13 protein-coding genes are annotated in these 15835 nt (G+C 65.3%); 6 read left to right on the forward strand and 7 right to left on the reverse strand.

The window, feature by feature from the left end; genetic code table 11:
- Positions 1-14: 14 nt before the first annotated feature.
- The 4 genes from GJV80_RS09285 to GJV80_RS09300 form a co-directional block, all read right to left on the reverse strand.
- The gene (locus GJV80_RS09285; RefSeq protein WP_154687660.1) at positions 15-1067 is read right to left on the reverse strand and encodes an ABC transporter ATP-binding protein; all 1053 of its coding nucleotides are present in this window, start codon (positions 1065-1067) and stop codon (positions 15-17) included.
- A 29-nt stretch (positions 1068-1096) separates the two neighbouring features.
- Positions 1097-2005: an ABC transporter permease gene (locus GJV80_RS09290; RefSeq protein ID WP_154687661.1), complete on the reverse strand. Its 909-nt coding sequence runs from the start codon at positions 2003-2005 to the stop codon at positions 1097-1099.
- A gap of 1 nt (position 2006) precedes the next feature.
- The gene (locus GJV80_RS09295; protein ID WP_230208295.1) at positions 2007-3035 is read right to left on the reverse strand and encodes an ABC transporter permease; all 1029 of its coding nucleotides are present in this window, start codon (positions 3033-3035) and stop codon (positions 2007-2009) included.
- Between the two features lie 257 nt (positions 3036-3292).
- Positions 3293-4081, reverse strand: a complete 789-nt coding sequence (locus tag GJV80_RS09300; RefSeq protein ID WP_230208296.1) for an inositol monophosphatase family protein — start codon at positions 4079-4081, stop codon at positions 3293-3295.
- 228 nt (positions 4082-4309) lie between these two features.
- Here GJV80_RS09300 and GJV80_RS09305 point away from each other — a divergent pair, with 228 nt between their 5' ends.
- From GJV80_RS09305 to GJV80_RS09325, 5 genes are read left to right on the forward strand one after another with little or no spacing between them, the layout of a single operon-like run.
- Positions 4310-5320: an ABC transporter permease gene (locus GJV80_RS09305; RefSeq protein ID WP_154687663.1), complete on the forward strand. Its 1011-nt coding sequence runs from the start codon at positions 4310-4312 to the stop codon at positions 5318-5320.
- Positions 5313-6230: an ABC transporter permease gene (locus GJV80_RS09310; protein WP_154687664.1), complete on the forward strand. Its 918-nt coding sequence runs from the start codon at positions 5313-5315 to the stop codon at positions 6228-6230. Before GJV80_RS09305 ends, GJV80_RS09310 begins: the two co-directional genes overlap by 8 nt.
- On the forward strand, positions 6227-8047 hold the full coding sequence (locus GJV80_RS09315; RefSeq protein WP_154687665.1) for an ABC transporter ATP-binding protein: 1821 nt from the start codon (positions 6227-6229) through the stop codon (positions 8045-8047). Before GJV80_RS09310 ends, GJV80_RS09315 begins: the two co-directional genes overlap by 4 nt.
- Positions 8047-9828 carry a peptide ABC transporter substrate-binding protein gene (locus tag GJV80_RS09320; protein ID WP_154687666.1) on the forward strand — a complete coding sequence of 594 codons (1782 nt, stop codon included), beginning with the start codon at positions 8047-8049 and terminating at the stop codon, positions 9826-9828. The genes GJV80_RS09315 and GJV80_RS09320 overlap by 1 nt, the downstream gene beginning before the upstream one ends.
- 45 nt (positions 9829-9873) lie before the next feature.
- Positions 9874-10668, forward strand: coding sequence for an HAD family hydrolase (locus GJV80_RS09325; RefSeq protein ID WP_154687667.1), 795 nt, complete (start codon positions 9874-9876; stop codon positions 10666-10668).
- On the opposite strand, the gene GJV80_RS09330 is transcribed toward GJV80_RS09325, so the two are convergent.
- Complete coding sequence (locus GJV80_RS09330) at positions 10569-11387, reverse strand: GntR family transcriptional regulator (protein WP_154687668.1); 819 nt, start codon at positions 11385-11387, stop codon at positions 10569-10571. The two genes, GJV80_RS09325 and GJV80_RS09330, sit on opposite strands and share 100 nt — an antisense overlap.
- Positions 11388-11417: 30 nt before the next feature.
- On the reverse strand, positions 11418-13520 hold the full coding sequence (locus tag GJV80_RS09335) for a type IIA DNA topoisomerase subunit B (protein WP_154687669.1): 2103 nt from the start codon (positions 13518-13520) through the stop codon (positions 11418-11420).
- Positions 13521-13864: 344 nt separating this feature from the next.
- On the opposite strand from GJV80_RS09335, the gene GJV80_RS23195 reads away from it, so the two are divergent.
- Positions 13865-14062 carry a hypothetical protein gene (locus GJV80_RS23195; protein ID WP_195909260.1) on the forward strand — a complete coding sequence of 66 codons (198 nt, stop codon included), beginning with the start codon at positions 13865-13867 and terminating at the stop codon, positions 14060-14062.
- A 165-nt stretch (positions 14063-14227) separates the two neighbouring features.
- On the opposite strand, the gene GJV80_RS09345 is transcribed toward GJV80_RS23195, so the two are convergent.
- Positions 14228-15676, reverse strand: a complete 1449-nt coding sequence (locus tag GJV80_RS09345) for an RNA polymerase sigma factor (protein ID WP_154687671.1) — start codon at positions 15674-15676, stop codon at positions 14228-14230.
- Positions 15677-15835: the final 159 nt, after the last annotated feature.

Below are 15835 nucleotides of genomic sequence, written 5' to 3' on the forward strand. Positions count from 1 at the left end.
AGGCTGACACGGAATCAGGCATCGGCGGCAACCACCTCTCGTGGGCTCTTGACGTCCTTCCAGTTCAGGCACGCCGCGGCGTGACTGAGACCGTTCAGCCGTTCCTCGATCATGTCCAGGCCGGGATCGGTCGTCGCGCACCGATCATCGGAGTAGGAGCACCGGTCGCGGAAGGCACAGCCGGCCGGCAGGGTGGCCAGCGACGGCGGGGATCCGGGGATCGACGCCAGGGTGGGAAGATCACGGGTGACCGGCGGGACCGCGTTGATCAGACCTGCGGTGTACGGGTGGCGGGAATGGGAGAAGATGTCCCGCACGCTTCCGGTCTCGATGATCCGTCCGGCGTACATGGTGGCCACCCTGTCCGCCAGCTCGGCGGCCAGCGCCAGGTCGTGGGTGATGAAGATCATCGTGAAGCCGAGACGTTCCCGCAGCTCGGCGAGCACATCGACGATCGCCCGCTGGGTCAGGATGTCCAGCGCGGTGGTCGGTTCGTCGAGGATCAGCAGTCGCGGTTCCAGCAGCAGGCTCATCGCGATCAGTACCCGTTGCCGCATGCCGCCGGACAGTTCGTGCGGGTAGCTCGGCAGCACCTGGTTCGGTTCCAGCCGGACCGCGCGCAGCATCTCCGCGCTCTTGTCCAGGATCTCCGCCTTGCGCGGCCGATGTCCGTCGACCAGATGCGATTTCATCGTGTCGGCCATCTGGTCGCCGATCCGCAGCACCGGGTTGAAGGAGTTCATCGCACCCTGGAAGACGATCGCCGCCTCTTGCCAGCGCCAGCGCCGCAGCGCAGCATTGCCCAGCTTCAGGACGTCGATCGTCTTGCCGTTCTTGCCGACATAGGTCAGGCTCCCGCTGGGCACCGAACCCAGCCGCGGCAGCAGTCTCAGCAGGCCGAGGCCGAGGGTGGTTTTGCCGCAACCGGACTCTCCCACCAGGGCGAGGGATTGGCCACGGTAGAGATCGAAGCTGACACCGCGTACGGCATCGACATGGGCCTTCGAGCCCATCGTGTAGCGGACCACCAGGTCCTTGACGGACAGGATCGGGGTCTCGTCGCTCATCTGTGTCTCGCCTTCTCGTCGCCTGCCGGTCACCGGTCCCGCAACCGCGGGTTGAGGATCTCTTCCAGAGATCGGCTGAGCATGACCAATCCCAACTGCAGGATGATGATCATGGCCACCGGCGAGAAGATGTAGCTCATCGCGTTCGGGTTGAACATGGCACCGGAGATCCAGGCATCGTTGATCATGATGCCCCAGTTGTTCCCCGACATCGGGGCCAGGCCGAGGACGTACATGCCGACCAGAGCGTAGATGGCATTGGTGATCGCGATGATGAAATTGATCATGATGAAGCTGGCCATGTTCGGCACGATCTCCACGAACACGATGCGCAACGTGCCGAGGTCGAGCAACCGGGCCGCTTCGACGAATTCGCGCTCCTTCAGCGACAACACCTGCGCGCGGACCGACCGCATCAGGATCGGCCAGCTGAGCACCCCGATCAGAGCCGCGAGCGCAAACGGAGAATTGAGCTCGAAGAACGCACCCATGACCGCCAGTAGGACGATCTGCGGGATGGTCATCACGATGTCGGTGATCTGCAACATGATCGCGTCGAACCGACCGCGGAAGTAGGCTGCCAGCGATCCGACCACGACCGCGATCGCCGTCGTCAGCAGGGCGGCACCGAAACCGACGAAGATCACCGTACGGCCGCCGCGGAGGATCAGCTTGAGGATGTCCTGACCCGAGCCGTTGGTGCCCAGCAGGTGCGCCGAACTCGGCGCCTGCCAGATCAGTTGGACGTTGGACGGTGGCGCGGTGACCACCAGCGGCGCGACCAGGGAGACCGCGACGATGATCACAACGATGATCAGTCCGGCGAAGCCGGAGGCACTGCGGGTCAGCTGGGACAGCAGGCCGGCGCCGCGGACGCTGCGGACGCTCGGTCCGACGCTGGTCTCCAGCTGGGCGCTCTCGACGGTTGCTTGAGCCATCTCAGTCCTCGCCTTCGCCGGTACGGATCCGGGGATCGAGCACGCTGTAGACCAGATCGGCGATCAGGTTGGCGAACACGACGGTCGCGGTCAGGACCAGCAGGATCCCTTCCAGCACGGTGTAGTCGCGGCTGCCCAGCGACTTGTAGAGGAGCGTGCCGATGCCGTCGTACTTGAAGGTCTGCTCGACGAAGATCGCACCACCGACAACGAAGCCCGCCGTGGTGGCGATCTGCGCGACCAGCGGGAGGATCGCGTTCCGACCGACGTAGTTGGTGCGGATCCGAAGGTCCGACAGACCTCGGGCCCGCGCAACCGTGACGTAATCCTCACCGAGGATCTGGGTGGTCGAGGACTTCATCACCAGCGCCCAGGTGCCCACCGTGGTCAGCGTGTAGGTCAGGATCGGCAACGACGCGTGGTAGAAGATGTCGGAGACCCAGGCCAGGCCGTAGGTGCTGAACGTCACCCCCGGAGAGGCAGTACCGCGCATCGAGGCGATGTCGAACAGTCCGAGCCAGGCCCCGCCGATCACCACGATGATGATCGCCAGCAGATAGTTCGGGATGGCGTGCAGGAAACTGCCGATCGCGGTCACCGAATGATCGATCACACCGCCGCGCCGATACGCCATCACCATGCCCAACCCCAGGCCGATGACGATCGCGATCCCGATCCCGATCCCGACGCTGAACAGCGTCCACGGCAGATACTGCGCGATCAGGGTCGCCACCGGCATACCGCGGTTGCCGATCGACATGCCGAGGTCGAGGCGGCACAAACCCCACAGGTACTCGAAGTACTGCTGGGCCAGCGGCGTGCCGGGATCGAAGCTGAAGTATGCTGCGGCGCTCTTCTGCGCATCGGCGTAGGTCGCGCCGTACTGGGTCACCTGTTGGTTGATGTAGGACGTCACCGGGTTGCCGGGCAACAGCCGCACCAGGAAGAAGACCGCGGTCGCAACGACCCAGATCACGAAGATGGCCCGCAGGATGCGCCTCAACACATAGCTGCGCCAGATCTTCCTCACGACCGGGACCGCACCCGTCGCCGGGCGTCTTTGAACGCCGGCTTCGATGGCCGCCATAGCCCTCCCCACTATCGCCGTTTCTCAGTGCATTCCTCGGCCTGCCGCCCGAGGTCCCTCGGAGCGTAACCAGGATCATCGTTGCACGCTAGTGCTTCCTTTGAACTGTTATCTCTCACGTTCGTGCATTAGCTGTAACACGAATGGCGATCTTGGCGAGTTATGAATCGTTTCAGAAAGAGATGAGATGGTGAAAACGCTCAGCTTTCCTGCAGGGCAGCGGAAATCTCGGCGACCGCCAGACGGTTACCGGCGACATGCCATCGCTGTCCACCGTGTTCGATGACCCGTGTCGCACCGCCGGCAGCCTCGACCAGAGCCGCCCCCGGGACCCAGTCCCAGGGCAGCGTCCCGCCATGTAAGGATGCGCCGATCCGTCCGCCGGACACTGACGCCAGCTCGATCGAACCGGAGCCGATGACCCGGACGGTCGCGGCCCGCGAGATCGCATTCAACAGAGGCCGCAACGTACCGATGTCGTCCGGCGCCAGTTTCGCCGGCGGCAGATAGCTGCCGATCGAGATCTCCGCCAACGGGGCGTCGACGAGCGGCTCGACCGGGACACCGTTGCAGGTGGTGCGAACGCCACGGCCACCGACCCAGAGCTCGTCGGCCACCGGATGGTAGACCGCGCCGAGCACCAGCCCGTCGGCATCGGTGAGTCCGACCGCCGAGCACCAGATCGGCAACTTGGACAGGAAGTTGTAGGTCCCGTCGACCGGATCGATGTACCAGGTGCGTTCGGCGTTCTCGGCAGACGGTGCCCGGCGGGCACCCTCCTCACCGACCAGCCCGTCGTCCGGGCGCTCGGTGATCAGCTGCTTGGTGATCAACTCCTCGGCCGCGTGATCGGCATCGGAGACGACATCGGAGATCGACGTCTTGTGCCGGGTCTCCAGACCGTCGGCAAGCATCGTGCCGGCCAACTCCCCGGCCTGCCGGACCAGCCCGGCCGCCAGTTCCAGATCCTCTGCCATGGTCCCAGTCACGCGGCCAGCGTATCGACCACTCCGCCAGGACAGCCGAGCAGCACCGCGGTGGATCTCTTGACCTGGCCTAGACCAGCACCCTAGGATCCCGACGGTCGAGGAACTCAACGGGAGCATGATCATGATCATCATGAGGCGGCCGCGATCACTGCCGATCGGGCTCGGGTCTGCCGAACCCCGCGATCATCGACCGCGCCACCCCTTCTCGCCGAGCGGCCGAGTCGGCTGATGTTGGGCTACCTGGCCGGCCGCCTGGTCCGGTTGATCGTGTCGTTGATCGCCGTGTCGATCATCACCTTCATCCTGATGGAGTTGGTTCCCGGCTCCTACAGCGATCTTCAAGGCACGGACGTGGGATCCGGCCTCGGCGGCTCGTCGGTTCAAGGCGGTGGAACGGTCGGGTCCGGCGGCCATGACGACCAGCCTGCGTGGCAGACCTACCTCGACTTCATGAAGGGCGCGGCGACCTGGAACATGCCCGCCAGCTACAAGTACCCCCAGCTGACGGTCAACGAGATCATCGAACAGGGCTTCCCGGTCTCCTTGACCATCGCCTTCCTGGCGATGATCATCACCGTAGCGATCGCCATCCCGACCGGCCTCATCGCCGCGGTCAAGCAGAACCACGCCCTCGACTACGTCCCGATGTTCCTCTTCACCGTGCTGACGGCATTGCCCGGCTACCTGTTCGCACTCGTGCTGATCCTGGTCTTCGCCTCCTGGCTGAGATGGCTGCCGACGGGCGGCTGGAACGGGCCGCAGTACGCGGTGATCCCGGTATTGGCGCTCGGACTGGAACACGTCGCCCGGATGGCTCGCTTCGTCAGATCCTCGGTGCTGGAGTCCCTCGGCGAGGAGTACGTGGTGGCCGCGTACGCGAAGGGCGCGACGAAGCAGACGGTGTGGATCGGCCACGTGCTCCGCAACTCCCTGATCCCAGTGGTGACCGTTGCCGGGCCGATGTTCGCGGCGATGGCAACCGGCACAGTCTTCATCGAGGCGCTGATGGGGATCCCAGGTCTCGGACTGTTCTTCTCGGTCGCGGCGCGGACTCGTGACCTTCCCCTGATGATGGGTGCGACGTTGTTCTTCGCAGCACTGCTGATGGTCGTGAATCTGCTGGTGGACCTGAGTTACCGGCTGCTGGATCCCCGCATCCGGTATCGGACTCCGAGCGCATCATTCCGCCTGCGGAGACGGGCCCGGGCCCGGCTGGAAGAGGCCGCCGATCATGGCTGAGAGCGACGCCACCGCACTGCTGGACGGCCCGGCAGGCGTACCGACCGCACAGAGCCGGCCACGCAGCGAGCTGGCCCGCCGATGGACCAGGTTCGCCCGGAACAGGATTGCGCTGGCCAGCCTGATCTTCGTCATGGTCCTGGTCCTGGCCGCCGTCCTGGCGCCGGTCCTGGCTCCCTACGATCCGACCGACCAGGACCTGTTGCACAGGTTCGAGCCGAGCTTCGCCGACCCCCGTCACCCGCTGGGGACCGACATGTTGGGCCGCGATGTCCTGTCGCGTCTGATCGTGAGCCTGCGCACCGCGCTGACCGTCGGATTCGGTGCAGAACTCATCGCTCTGGTGCTCGCGATCGTCGTCGGGATGACGGCCGGTTACCTCGGTGGCAGGGTCGACGAGTTGCTGATGGCGTTCACCGACGTCATGTACGCCTTCCCCAGTTACCTGCTCACGGTGATCCTGGTCGTGGTGATGGGCCGGTCGACCGGCGCCGTGATCATCGCCATTGCGATCGGGTCCTGGGTCGGTCAGGCGCGCTTGGCCAGAGCGCAGACTCTCAAGATCAAGAACCTGCCCTATGTCGAAGCCGGCAGATCGATGGGTGCAGGCGGACTGACGATCACCCTGCGTTACATCCTTCCCAACGCCCTGGGTCCGTTGCTGGTCGCGACCAGTTTCGGTATCCCTGCTGCGGTCGCCGCCGAGGCGGGACTTTCGATTCTCGGACTCGGTGTCGCCCCGCCGACGCCGTCCTGGGGCGGCATGATCATCGACGGCTACCACTACGTGCTGGGCAAGCCCTACCTCATCGTCTGGCCGCTGCTGCTGTTCGGCCTCACGCTGTTGGCGTTCACCTTCGTCGGTGACGGCCTGCGCGATGCCTTCGACACCCGGGAGGCCAACCGATGACCGCCCCGGTCCCACGCCTCGACGACCGGGCAGACCTCGACCCGCGCCAACCACTGCTCTCGATCCGCGATCTGCGGGTCAGCTTCGCCGCCGGTCGTTTCGATGATCTGCCCGCGGTGGACGGGCTGAGTCTTGACCTGCCGCGCGCCGGGGCGCTGGCGCTGGTCGGCGAGTCGGGTTCGGGCAAGACAGTCGGGACCCGGGGCGCGATCGGCCTGCTGCCGCCCAGCGCCCGGGTCGCCGGCGAAGCCCTCTTCGACGGCCGCGACCTGATCTCGATGCCCGAGGAACAGCTGCGGTCGCTTCGTGGCCGACGGATCGGAATGGTCTTCCAGAACGCCATGGAGGCCTTCAATCCGACCTTGACGCTGAAACGACAACTCACCGAGCATCTTCTCTGGCACAAGCTCTGCCGGCGGAAGGACGCGCTCCGGTGGGCCGTTGAGGCGATGGATCGGGTCGGCATCCCTGAGCCCGACAAACGCATCCGGATGTACCCGTTCCAGTTCTCCGGCGGCATGCTGCAACGAGCCATGATCGCGATGGCCATCGTCACCCGACCCGCGCTCCTGATTGCCGACGAACCCACCACGGCCCTTGACGTGACGGTTCAGCGCCAGGTGCTCGACCTGCTCAAGGATCTGCGGCGCGACGGACTGGCGATGCTCATGATCACCCACGATCTCGGGGTCGCCCGGTACACCTGCGACGACATCGTCGTGCTGCGGCACGGTCGGGTCGTCGAAACCGGGCGGATGGCCACCTTCGGCGAAGAGGCGACCGAGCCGTACTCACGCCACCTGATCGCGTCGGCCATCGACCTCGACACCCGTGCCGGGTCCGGTGTCGAGACGGTGCCCCCGGTGACCGACGGAGCGGATTCCCCGGCCGCACCAACCCGGCTGATCGCTGCTTCGAGGCTGAACAAGATCTTCCCGACCTCCGGCGGCGACGTTCCTGCCGTCATCGACGTCGATCTGGAGATCGGCCAGGATGAAGCGGTCGCCGTCGTCGGCCAGTCCGGCAGCGGTAAGTCGACCCTGGCGCGCTTGTTGATGGGTCTGATCGACGCGACGTCGGGAACCGTCAGCTACCGAGGTCGCGACCTGCACTCGGCCGGCAGTTCGACGATGCGGCAGTTCCGTCGATCGGTCCAGATGGTCTTCCAGAATCCCTACGGGTCACTGCTGCCCCATCTTTCGGTGGTCGCCAATGTCGCCGAGCCACTCCGCCTGCATCGGGTCGCCGGTTCCCGCGGACGGACCGAACGGGCCCGCGAACTGCTGGATCTGGTCGGCATCCCCGCGGATCTCCAGGAGCACTACCCACGGCAACTCTCCGGTGGCCAGCAGCAGCGGGTGGCCATCGCTCGCGCGCTGGCACTCGACCCGGCTGTACTGGTCTGTGACGAGCCGACCTCGGCTCTGGACGTGTCGATCCAGGCAGAGATTCTCGACCTGCTGTCCGGCCTGCGAGAGCGTCTGGGGTTGTCGCTGCTGTTCGTCACCCACAACCTGGCCGTCGCCCAGCGGCTCTGTGACCGGATCGTGGTGATGGCCGACGGCCTGATCGTCGAGATGGCACCGACCGAGGAACTGTTCACCCGGCCCGGCCATCCCTACACCAAGGCGCTGCTTTCGGCGGTGATGCCGACGCACGGTGACCCACTTCCGCTTGTGCGTCGACCGGCCACGATCGGCCGCGGCGCACTGATCGAGATCAACTCCGACCACTGGGTCCGTCAGGACCTCGAAGATCGCCACCAACCAACCGCCGGTCGCGACCCCGCGCGCTCGGCGAGAGTTCAGGAGGACTGATGACCGCACCACGCACGCTCTCGCGTCGGCTGTTTCTCGGAGGCACACTTGCGGCGAGCGCCGTCGGCTTCGCGTCGTGCACCTTCAGCAGCGACGGGCCGGGCACAGCCGGCGCGAACACCGACGACGCCGGAACCTCGGCTCAGATGACCTTCACCCAGATGATGCGACCGATCGACCATCTGGATCCGGCCTTCATCGGTTCGACCGTCCCGGACACGGCATGGTTGGCCGCCGGTCTGATGGAAGGACTACTCCTGCTGGATCCCGACAACGGGAACAACCTGCTGCCGGGAGTGGCCCAGAAGTGGCTGATGTCCGACGACGGGCTGACCTATACGTTCACGCTCCGCGCCGACGCGAAGTGGTCCAACGGCGATCCCGTGACCGCGGACGACTTCGTCTGGAACTGGCAACGCAGTCTGTCACCGGCCACCGCGAAACAGCAGGAGAACGACCTGGCGTTCGGCGGGGACGTCTATCAGAACGTCGTCGGCGCGGCCGACTTCTTCGCCGGGAAGACCACCGATTTCTCCACTGTCGGAGTGAAGGCCAAGGATGATCACACGCTGCAGTTCACCCTGGTCGAGCCGGATCCCCTGTTCCTGCCGGTGCTGGCCGGTCAGACAACCCGCCCGCTGCACCCGCAGACCGTCGAGGATCACCCCGACGACTGGTTCGCGCCGCAGAACTGGGTCAGTAACGGTCCCTACGTGCTCAAGAAGTGGCGCGCCAACGCCGGCTTCACCGCCGACCGGAACAGCAGCTACTGGGACAAGGACAACTACCCGATCGCGAGCTGGCGGGGTGTCTTCAACGACGGTGGCGACCCGGCCGGGATGGTCCAGTACAACGCCGATGAAATCGACCTGTTCCGCGTCAACGGTGATCCGGATTCGATCCTGTCCGATGACAGTCTCGCCGATCAGTTCCACCTGGCGACGCTCACCCAGTTCAATTCGCTGGAGATGCTCAACAGTGAGAATCCGGTTCTCGAGGAGGACGTACGTGTCCGGCTGGCGCTTTCGATGGCCATCGATCGCGAAGCCGTGGCCAAGATCGCCAAGCCGCTCAAGCCGGCCACGACACTGTGCCCCAGCGGCATTCCCGGCTATGACGAGGTTCGACCGGCAACCAAGTTCGATCCGGCGGGCGCCAAGAAGCTTCTCGCCGAGGCCGGCTACGCCAACGGCAAGGGCATGCCGACGATCAACATCATGATCTACGACAGCCTCCCCTGGATCGAGGCCGTCGGCGAGATGTGGACCCAGCACCTTGGCATCAAGTACAAGATCGACCAGGTCGATGTCGGCGTGCTCACCGAGAAGACCGATCAGGTACACCCGGCCGACTACGTCGGTTTCCGCTACTACCATTACGGGATCAGGGTGCCGACGATGTACGGATTCGCAAGCCTGATGCCGGCGCAACAGCGAGCCATGCCGACGGCGGCCTGCAAGAGGTTCTGGGAGATCGACGCCGACCAGAAGCTGTCCGACTCGGAGAAGATCAGGCAGCAGGACGCCCTGATGAAGAAGAACTGGTGGCCGTCCTATCGCAAGTACGCCGGGCTGGTCGAGCAGGCGCGCAACGCCGCCGACCCGGCCAAGAGCCAGCAGCTTGCCGTACAGGCCGCCAGTGCCCTGGAACAGACCCACGTCGACATTCCCATCCTGTGGTCGGGATACACGTTCATGATCAAACCGGACGTGAAGGGGCTGAAGCCGACGTCGTACATGGATCTGCTGTTCAATCTGAAGGGCGTCACGGTGGGCGGCTGACCTCGGTTCGTTGATCTTGCATTCCCAGTTGACGGAGAGGACCAGATGGCACCCGGTGTGATCAGTTTCGACCTGGACGGCACGTTGATCCAGGGACCGTTCGGCCGAGTGCTGACCGACCTGCAGGACACCCTTGCGGCCGCCGGCGTCGCCGGCGCCAAGACCGCGATCCAACGCAGGCACAGGGAATTGCTCGTCACCGATCCCCTGGCGGCCTACGACTGGGATGCCATCGTCGGCGGTTATCTGTCCGATGCGGGATTGCGTCCGCCGTTCGATCTGATCGAGCGACTGAACGAGCATGTCCGCCGTGGCGAGACCCGGATACTGCATGAGCGGACCTTCGAGGGCATCGGTGCGCTCCGATCGGCGGGGTGGCGGGTCGTCGTGTTGACCAACGGCTGGCGTCGCTACCAGGAACCGATCCTGCGCGGAATCGGCATGCTCGACGCGGTCGATCAGTTGCTGACCGCTGACGACATCGGCCTGCCCAAGCCGGCAGCCGAGGCCTTCGCCGCTGCCCGGGGCGGTGCGACCGAGCACGTGCATGTCGGCGATCGCATCGACCACGACATCGTCGGTGGGAATCGCGCCGGCGCGCGGACCGTCCTGCTGCGACCGGACGTCCCGATTCAGGGCGCTGGGAGCGATGACGACCCAGCGGTGATCGATTACCTGCGCGAGCTCGCCGAACGGCAGAACGCGCTGCCGGTCGAACCGCCGGGGCTGACGATCCCGGACTACTTCGAAACGAGCATGTCCGGCGTTGTCGACGCGGTCATCCGGTCATCGACCGAGGACTGGACGGCAGGCAACTCGGTGTGCAGCACCACCTCGTAGCGGTCTGCCCGATAGATCGATCGACCGACCTCGATGACCACGCCGTCGGCGTCGCGGCTGGTTCCCAGCATCTCGAAGGCGGGCACGCCGGGGGCCACCCCCAACAGCGCCGCATCCGCGGTCGAGACCACAACGGCACGGATCCGCTGCGTGTGCTGGGCCGCCCGGGTCCGCCACCGCGCCTCGAGTTCGCGATGCATCGACCCGCTGGTGAAGTCCACTGATTCGATCCCGGGGAACCTGCGGATCGACAGCTGGGAACGGGCGACCGCCATCGGTTCGCCGTCGGCGGTCCGCAGCCGGACCAGATCGAGATAGGGATCACCGGCTTCGATCTCCAGCGCCGCGGCAACCGCTCGGCTCGCCTTCCTGACCCGTGAAGACACCTTGTGGCCGCCGGGTGTCATTCCCCGCGCCCGAATGTCGTCGTCGTAGGAGGCCAGATGCCGGGTATGCACGAATCTCGGATGGCTGACGAAGGTACCTCGACGCGGAATCCGCTCGGCCCATCCGGCCTCGACAAGATGATCGACAGCCTCACGTGCCGTCATCCGAGCGACGCCGAAATGTTCGGCGATGATCCGTTCCGAGGGCAGTTCCGCCCCGGTCCGCAGTCCCGAAACGAGTTGCTGCAGATGACGGAAGATCTGCCGGCCCCGAGGCTCCCCCTCGCCCAACTGTCGAGGGACGCCGTCAAGGACTCCACGACCAGTGTTCATCGCTTGTTCCTCTGTCCCGGGGCGACCCGATCAGGCGTCGATCGTCGCAGTGTCCACCTGGTAGGCGCCCTCGACCAGGAACTCCCGCCGCGGGGCGACCTCGTTGCCCATCAGCAGTTCGAAGGTCAGCTCCGCGGCCGCCACGTCGTCGACGGTCAGCCGGCGCAGCAATCGGTGCTTCGGGTTCATCGTCGTCTCCGCCAACTGTCGGGCGTCCATCTCGCCCAGTCCCTTGTATCGCTGGGGTTCCTTGTAGTTGACCCCCTTCTTGGTCAACTCCGCCGCCTTACGCTGGTACTCCGGATCGGAGTAGGTGTAGATGTACTTGTCCATCCCCTTCTTGGGGTTCGTCAGCTCGAAGCGGTGCAGTGGAGGCACTGCCGAGTACACCCGTCCCGCCTCGACCATCGGCCGCATGTAGCGGAAGAACAGCGTCGCCAACAACGTACGGATGTGAGCGCCGTCGGAGTCCGCGTCGGCCATGAAGATCACCTTGCCGTAGCGGGCCGCATCGAGATCGAAGGTCCGTCCGGAGCCGGCCCCGACCACCTGGATGATCGAGGCGCACTCGGTGTTCTTCAGCATCTCCCCGATCGACGCCTTCTGGACGTTCAGGATCTTTCCGCGGATCGGCAGCAGCGCCTGGTACTCGGAGTTCCGCGCTGCCAGTGCCGTACCAAGCGCCGAGTCGCCCTCGACGATGAACAGTTCACAGCGGTCGACGTCGGTGCTGCGGCAGTCCTTCAGCTTCGGCGGCAGAGTGGATGACTCCAGGGCGTTCTTGCGCCGCTGGGCCTCCTTGTGCTGCCGGGCCGCCACCCGGGCGCGCGAGGCGGAGACGACCTTCTCCAGCACCGTACGGGCCTGTGCCTTGGCGTCCCGCTTGGTCGAGGTCAGGAAGCCGAGCAATTCGCGCTCGACGACCTTGCCGACCAGCCGGGTGACCGCCGGCGTGCCGAGCACCTCCTTGGTCTGGCCCTCGAACTGCGGCTCGGCCAGCCGGACCGTGACAACGCCGGTCATGCCCTCGAGGATGTCGTCCTTGGTCACCTCGTCGTTGCTCTTGAGCAACCGCGTGCCCTGCAGCGCCTTGTCGAAGGTCCGGGTCAGGGCGCGGTCGAAACCCTGCACGTGGGTGCCGCCCTTGGGCGTGGCGATCACGTTGACGAAGGACTGGATCTTGGTCTCGTACCCCTTGCCCCAGCGCACAGCGATGTCGATCTCGAGATCACGATCGACGTCGGTGGGGGTCATATGACCGTCATCGTCCAGCATCGGCACGGTTTCGGTGAACTGCTCGGTCCCCTGCAGCCGGATCACGTCGGTGATGCCGTCGTCCTCGGCGAGGAACTCGCAGAACTCGGTGATCCCGCCGTCGTGCTTGAAGGTCTCGGTCTGGGGCTCGTCGCCGTTCTCACCGACCTTGCGGGCGTCGGTGATCGTCAGCGCCAGTCCCGGCACCAGGAAGCTGGTCTGCCGCAACCGCGCCTTGAGTTCGTCGATCGACAATGCGGCATCGCGATGGAAGATCTGCCGGTCCGGCCAGAAGGTGATCCGGGTGCCGGTGACGCCCTTCTTGACCCGGCCGACCTTCCGCAGCCCGCTGCTCGGAGTGAACTTGGCGTTCTCGCCCGGCCCGGCGAACGTTCCCGGCACGCCGCGTTGGAAGGACATCGCCCAGGTGGCTGAGTTGCGGTCGACCTCGACGTCAAGCCGCGAGCTCAACGCGTTGACCACCGAGGAACCGACACCGTGCAGACCACCGGCCGCGTTGTACGCCCCTCCGCCGAACTTGCCGCCGGCATGCAGCCGGGTGAAGATCACCTCGACGCCGCTCAGCCCGGTCCGCGGCTCGGTGTCGACCGGCATGCCACGCGCGTGGTCACTGACCGAGATGCTGCCGTCGGCATTCAGCGACACCTCGACCTCGGTACCGAAACCGGCCAACGCCTCATCGACGGTGTTGTCAATCAGCTCCCACACGCAGTGCATCAGGCCGCGGGTGTCGGTCGACCCGACATACATGCCGGGGCGTTTCCGTACCGCCTCGAGTCCTTCGAGCACCAAAAGATGCCGGGCCTCGTAATCCCGACTCTCGGCAGCCGGTCCTGCAGTCTTTCTCGCTGTGGGCACCCCGCGAGATTACCCGCAGCGCGTCGGTGTTCGGCGGAGGCACCGCCGGTGGTCACCGGTTCTCCACGAGCGAACGAACACGACGCACCAGACCGCGGAATGCCGCGTGAGGACGGGCCTTCGCCGGGTAACGTAGAGACTGCCAGGCGATGGCGGCCCGACCAACCACCGGTTGAACCGGATCAGCGGTCAAACCGTGATCGTTGTAACCGAACCTTCATGAATTTGGGTCCAACAGTGGAACTAAGTTCGACCGGTCGGCTGTTTACTGGTGGTAAGTCCGAAAGCGTGAAGCAGGCGCGATCACCCGGGCGACCGGGAGGATCTGAGAAAGAGAGGCCATCGTGAGCACTTCAGTCATCGACGACGCAGCCCTGACGGCGGCGGACCGGTGCGACCGTTGCGGCGCGCAGGCCTACGTACGCGTCACCATGCCTGGTGGTTCCCAGCTTCTGTTCTGTGCTCACCATGGCAAGGAGCATGCCGACAAGTTGAGGCAGGTTGCGCTGAAGATCCACGACGAAACGTCTCGGATCAGCTGACCTGCGGCCGGCCGGAAGTTCAGAAGTACGGCCGCCCGTGAATATCTGATCGCCGCCGCGATCTCCGGTTGAGGAGGTCGCGGCGGCGCGCTTTTCCGGCATCCGTGAGAACCAAGAACGGCCCTCCTCCGGCGTGGGAGAAGAGCCGTTCTCGTCAGGAACTGGTCAGTCCAGATAGTCCCGCAACACCTGGGACCGCGACGGATGCCGCAGCTTGGACATCGTCTTGGACTCGATCTGCCGGATCCGTTCTCGGGTGACGCCGTAGACCTTGCCGATCTCGTCCAGGGTCTTCGGCTGGCCGTCGGTCAGGCCGAAGCGCATCGACACCACACCGGCCTCCCGCTCGCTGAGCGTGTCCAGCACGTCGTGCAACTGCTCCTGAAGGAGCGTGAAGCCGACAGCGTCGGCCGGCACGACCGCCTCGGAGTCCTCGATCAGGTCACCGAACTCGGAGTCGCCGTCCTCGCCGAGCGGGGTGTGCAGCGAGATCGGCTCGCGGCCGTACTTCTGCACTTCGACGACCTTCTCCGGGGTCATGTCGAGCTCCTTGGCGAGCTCCTCCGGAGTGGGTTCGCGGCCGAGATCCTGCAGCATCTGCCGCTGCACCCGGGCCAACTTGTTGATCACTTCGACCATATGCACCGGGATGCGGATGGTGCGGGCCTGGTCGGCCATCGCCCGGGTGATCGCCTGCCTGATCCACCAGGTGGCATAGGTGGAGAACTTGTAGCCCTTGGTGTAGTCGAACTTCTCGACCGCACGGATCAGGCCCATGTTTCCTTCCTGGATCAGATCCAGGAACATCATGCCGCGGCCGGTGAACCGCTTGGCCAGGCTGACCACCAGACGGAGATTGGCCTCCAGCAGGTGGTTCTTGGCGCGTCGGCCGTCCTCGGCGATCCACTCGTAGTCGGCGCGCTGGGAATCCTTGATCTTCGCGTCGGACGAGGCGAGCTGCTCCTCGGCGAACAGACCGGCCTCGATGCGCTTGGCGAGCTCGACCTCCTGCTCGGCGTTCAGCAGCGCGACCTTGCCGATCTGCTTCAGGTAGTCCTTGACCGGGTCGGCGGTGGCACCGGCTGCCAGTACCTGCTGCTCGGGCTCGTCGGCGTCGTCGGCGTCGGACAGGCTGAAACCCTGGTCCTCGACGAGCTCCTTCTCGAGCTTGCCTTCCTCGGCCTGGTCGAAGCCGGATTCGTCGACGTCGTCGAGGCTGCGTTTCTTGCCCGCGACCGTCAGCACGACATCGTCACCGTCGACCTCGACAGAGACCTCCTCTTCCTTGCCCTTGCGCCCGCGGGCTGACTTCTCTGTCGCCTTCTTGGCCGGGGCCTTCTTGGCCGCGGTCCTGGACGTGGTCTTGGCCGTCTTCCCGGCCGTACGACCGTTGCCTGCCGCGTCGTCGGTGCTGACCTCCTCGTCCACCGGAGCGTCGGTCACCGCCTTCAGCGGAGCCTTGCGGGCCGTCGACTTCGACGTCTTCTTTGCAGGGGCCTTCTTGACAGGCGCGTCGATCTTGCTGGCGGCCGAGGTCGCCGCGGACGCGCGTCCGTCGGCCGGTCGGGCATTGGAGGTGGGTGTCACAAGAACCTCTCGCTTACCGGTACGGATGCATCGGGATTGCTCTGCCTTGCAGAGCTATTGACTTTAGGGCAGGGCCAGGCCATCAGAAGTCAACCCCTGCTCCGCAAAGTATTCTGACACGCCAACCCAAATCGGGCTGCATTGATTCGGAACCGACGTGTCGGGCCAGACGTTACCCGCGCGCCC

Origin of the sequence: Microlunatus sp. Gsoil 973 (assembly GCF_009707365.1) — a bacterium.
In the GTDB taxonomy this organism is placed as follows: domain Bacteria; phylum Actinomycetota; class Actinomycetes; order Propionibacteriales; family Propionibacteriaceae; genus Microlunatus.

Bases quoted from the DNA above. Each gene is read 5' to 3' on its own strand.
- GJV80_RS09290 (WP_154687661.1), bottom strand. From the start codon at position 2,005: ATGGCTCAAGCAACCGTCGAGAGCGCCCAGCTGGAGACCAGCGTCGGA.
- GJV80_RS09310 (WP_154687664.1), top strand. From the start codon at position 5,313: ATGGCTGAGAGCGACGCCACCGCACTGCTGGACGGCCCGGCAGGCGTA.
- GJV80_RS09305 (WP_154687663.1), top strand. From the start codon at position 4,310: ATGTTGGGCTACCTGGCCGGCCGCCTGGTCCGGTTGATCGTGTCGTTG.
- GJV80_RS09320 (WP_154687666.1), top strand. From the start codon at position 8,047: ATGACCGCACCACGCACGCTCTCGCGTCGGCTGTTTCTCGGAGGCACA.
- GJV80_RS09330 (WP_154687668.1), bottom strand. From the start codon at position 11,387: ATGAACACTGGTCGTGGAGTCCTTGACGGCGTCCCTCGACAGTTGGGC.
- GJV80_RS09325 (WP_154687667.1), top strand. From the start codon at position 9,874: ATGGCACCCGGTGTGATCAGTTTCGACCTGGACGGCACGTTGATCCAG.
- GJV80_RS09285 (WP_154687660.1), bottom strand. From the start codon at position 1,067: ATGAGCGACGAGACCCCGATCCTGTCCGTCAAGGACCTGGTGGTCCGC.
- GJV80_RS09315 (WP_154687665.1), top strand. From the start codon at position 6,227: ATGACCGCCCCGGTCCCACGCCTCGACGACCGGGCAGACCTCGACCCG.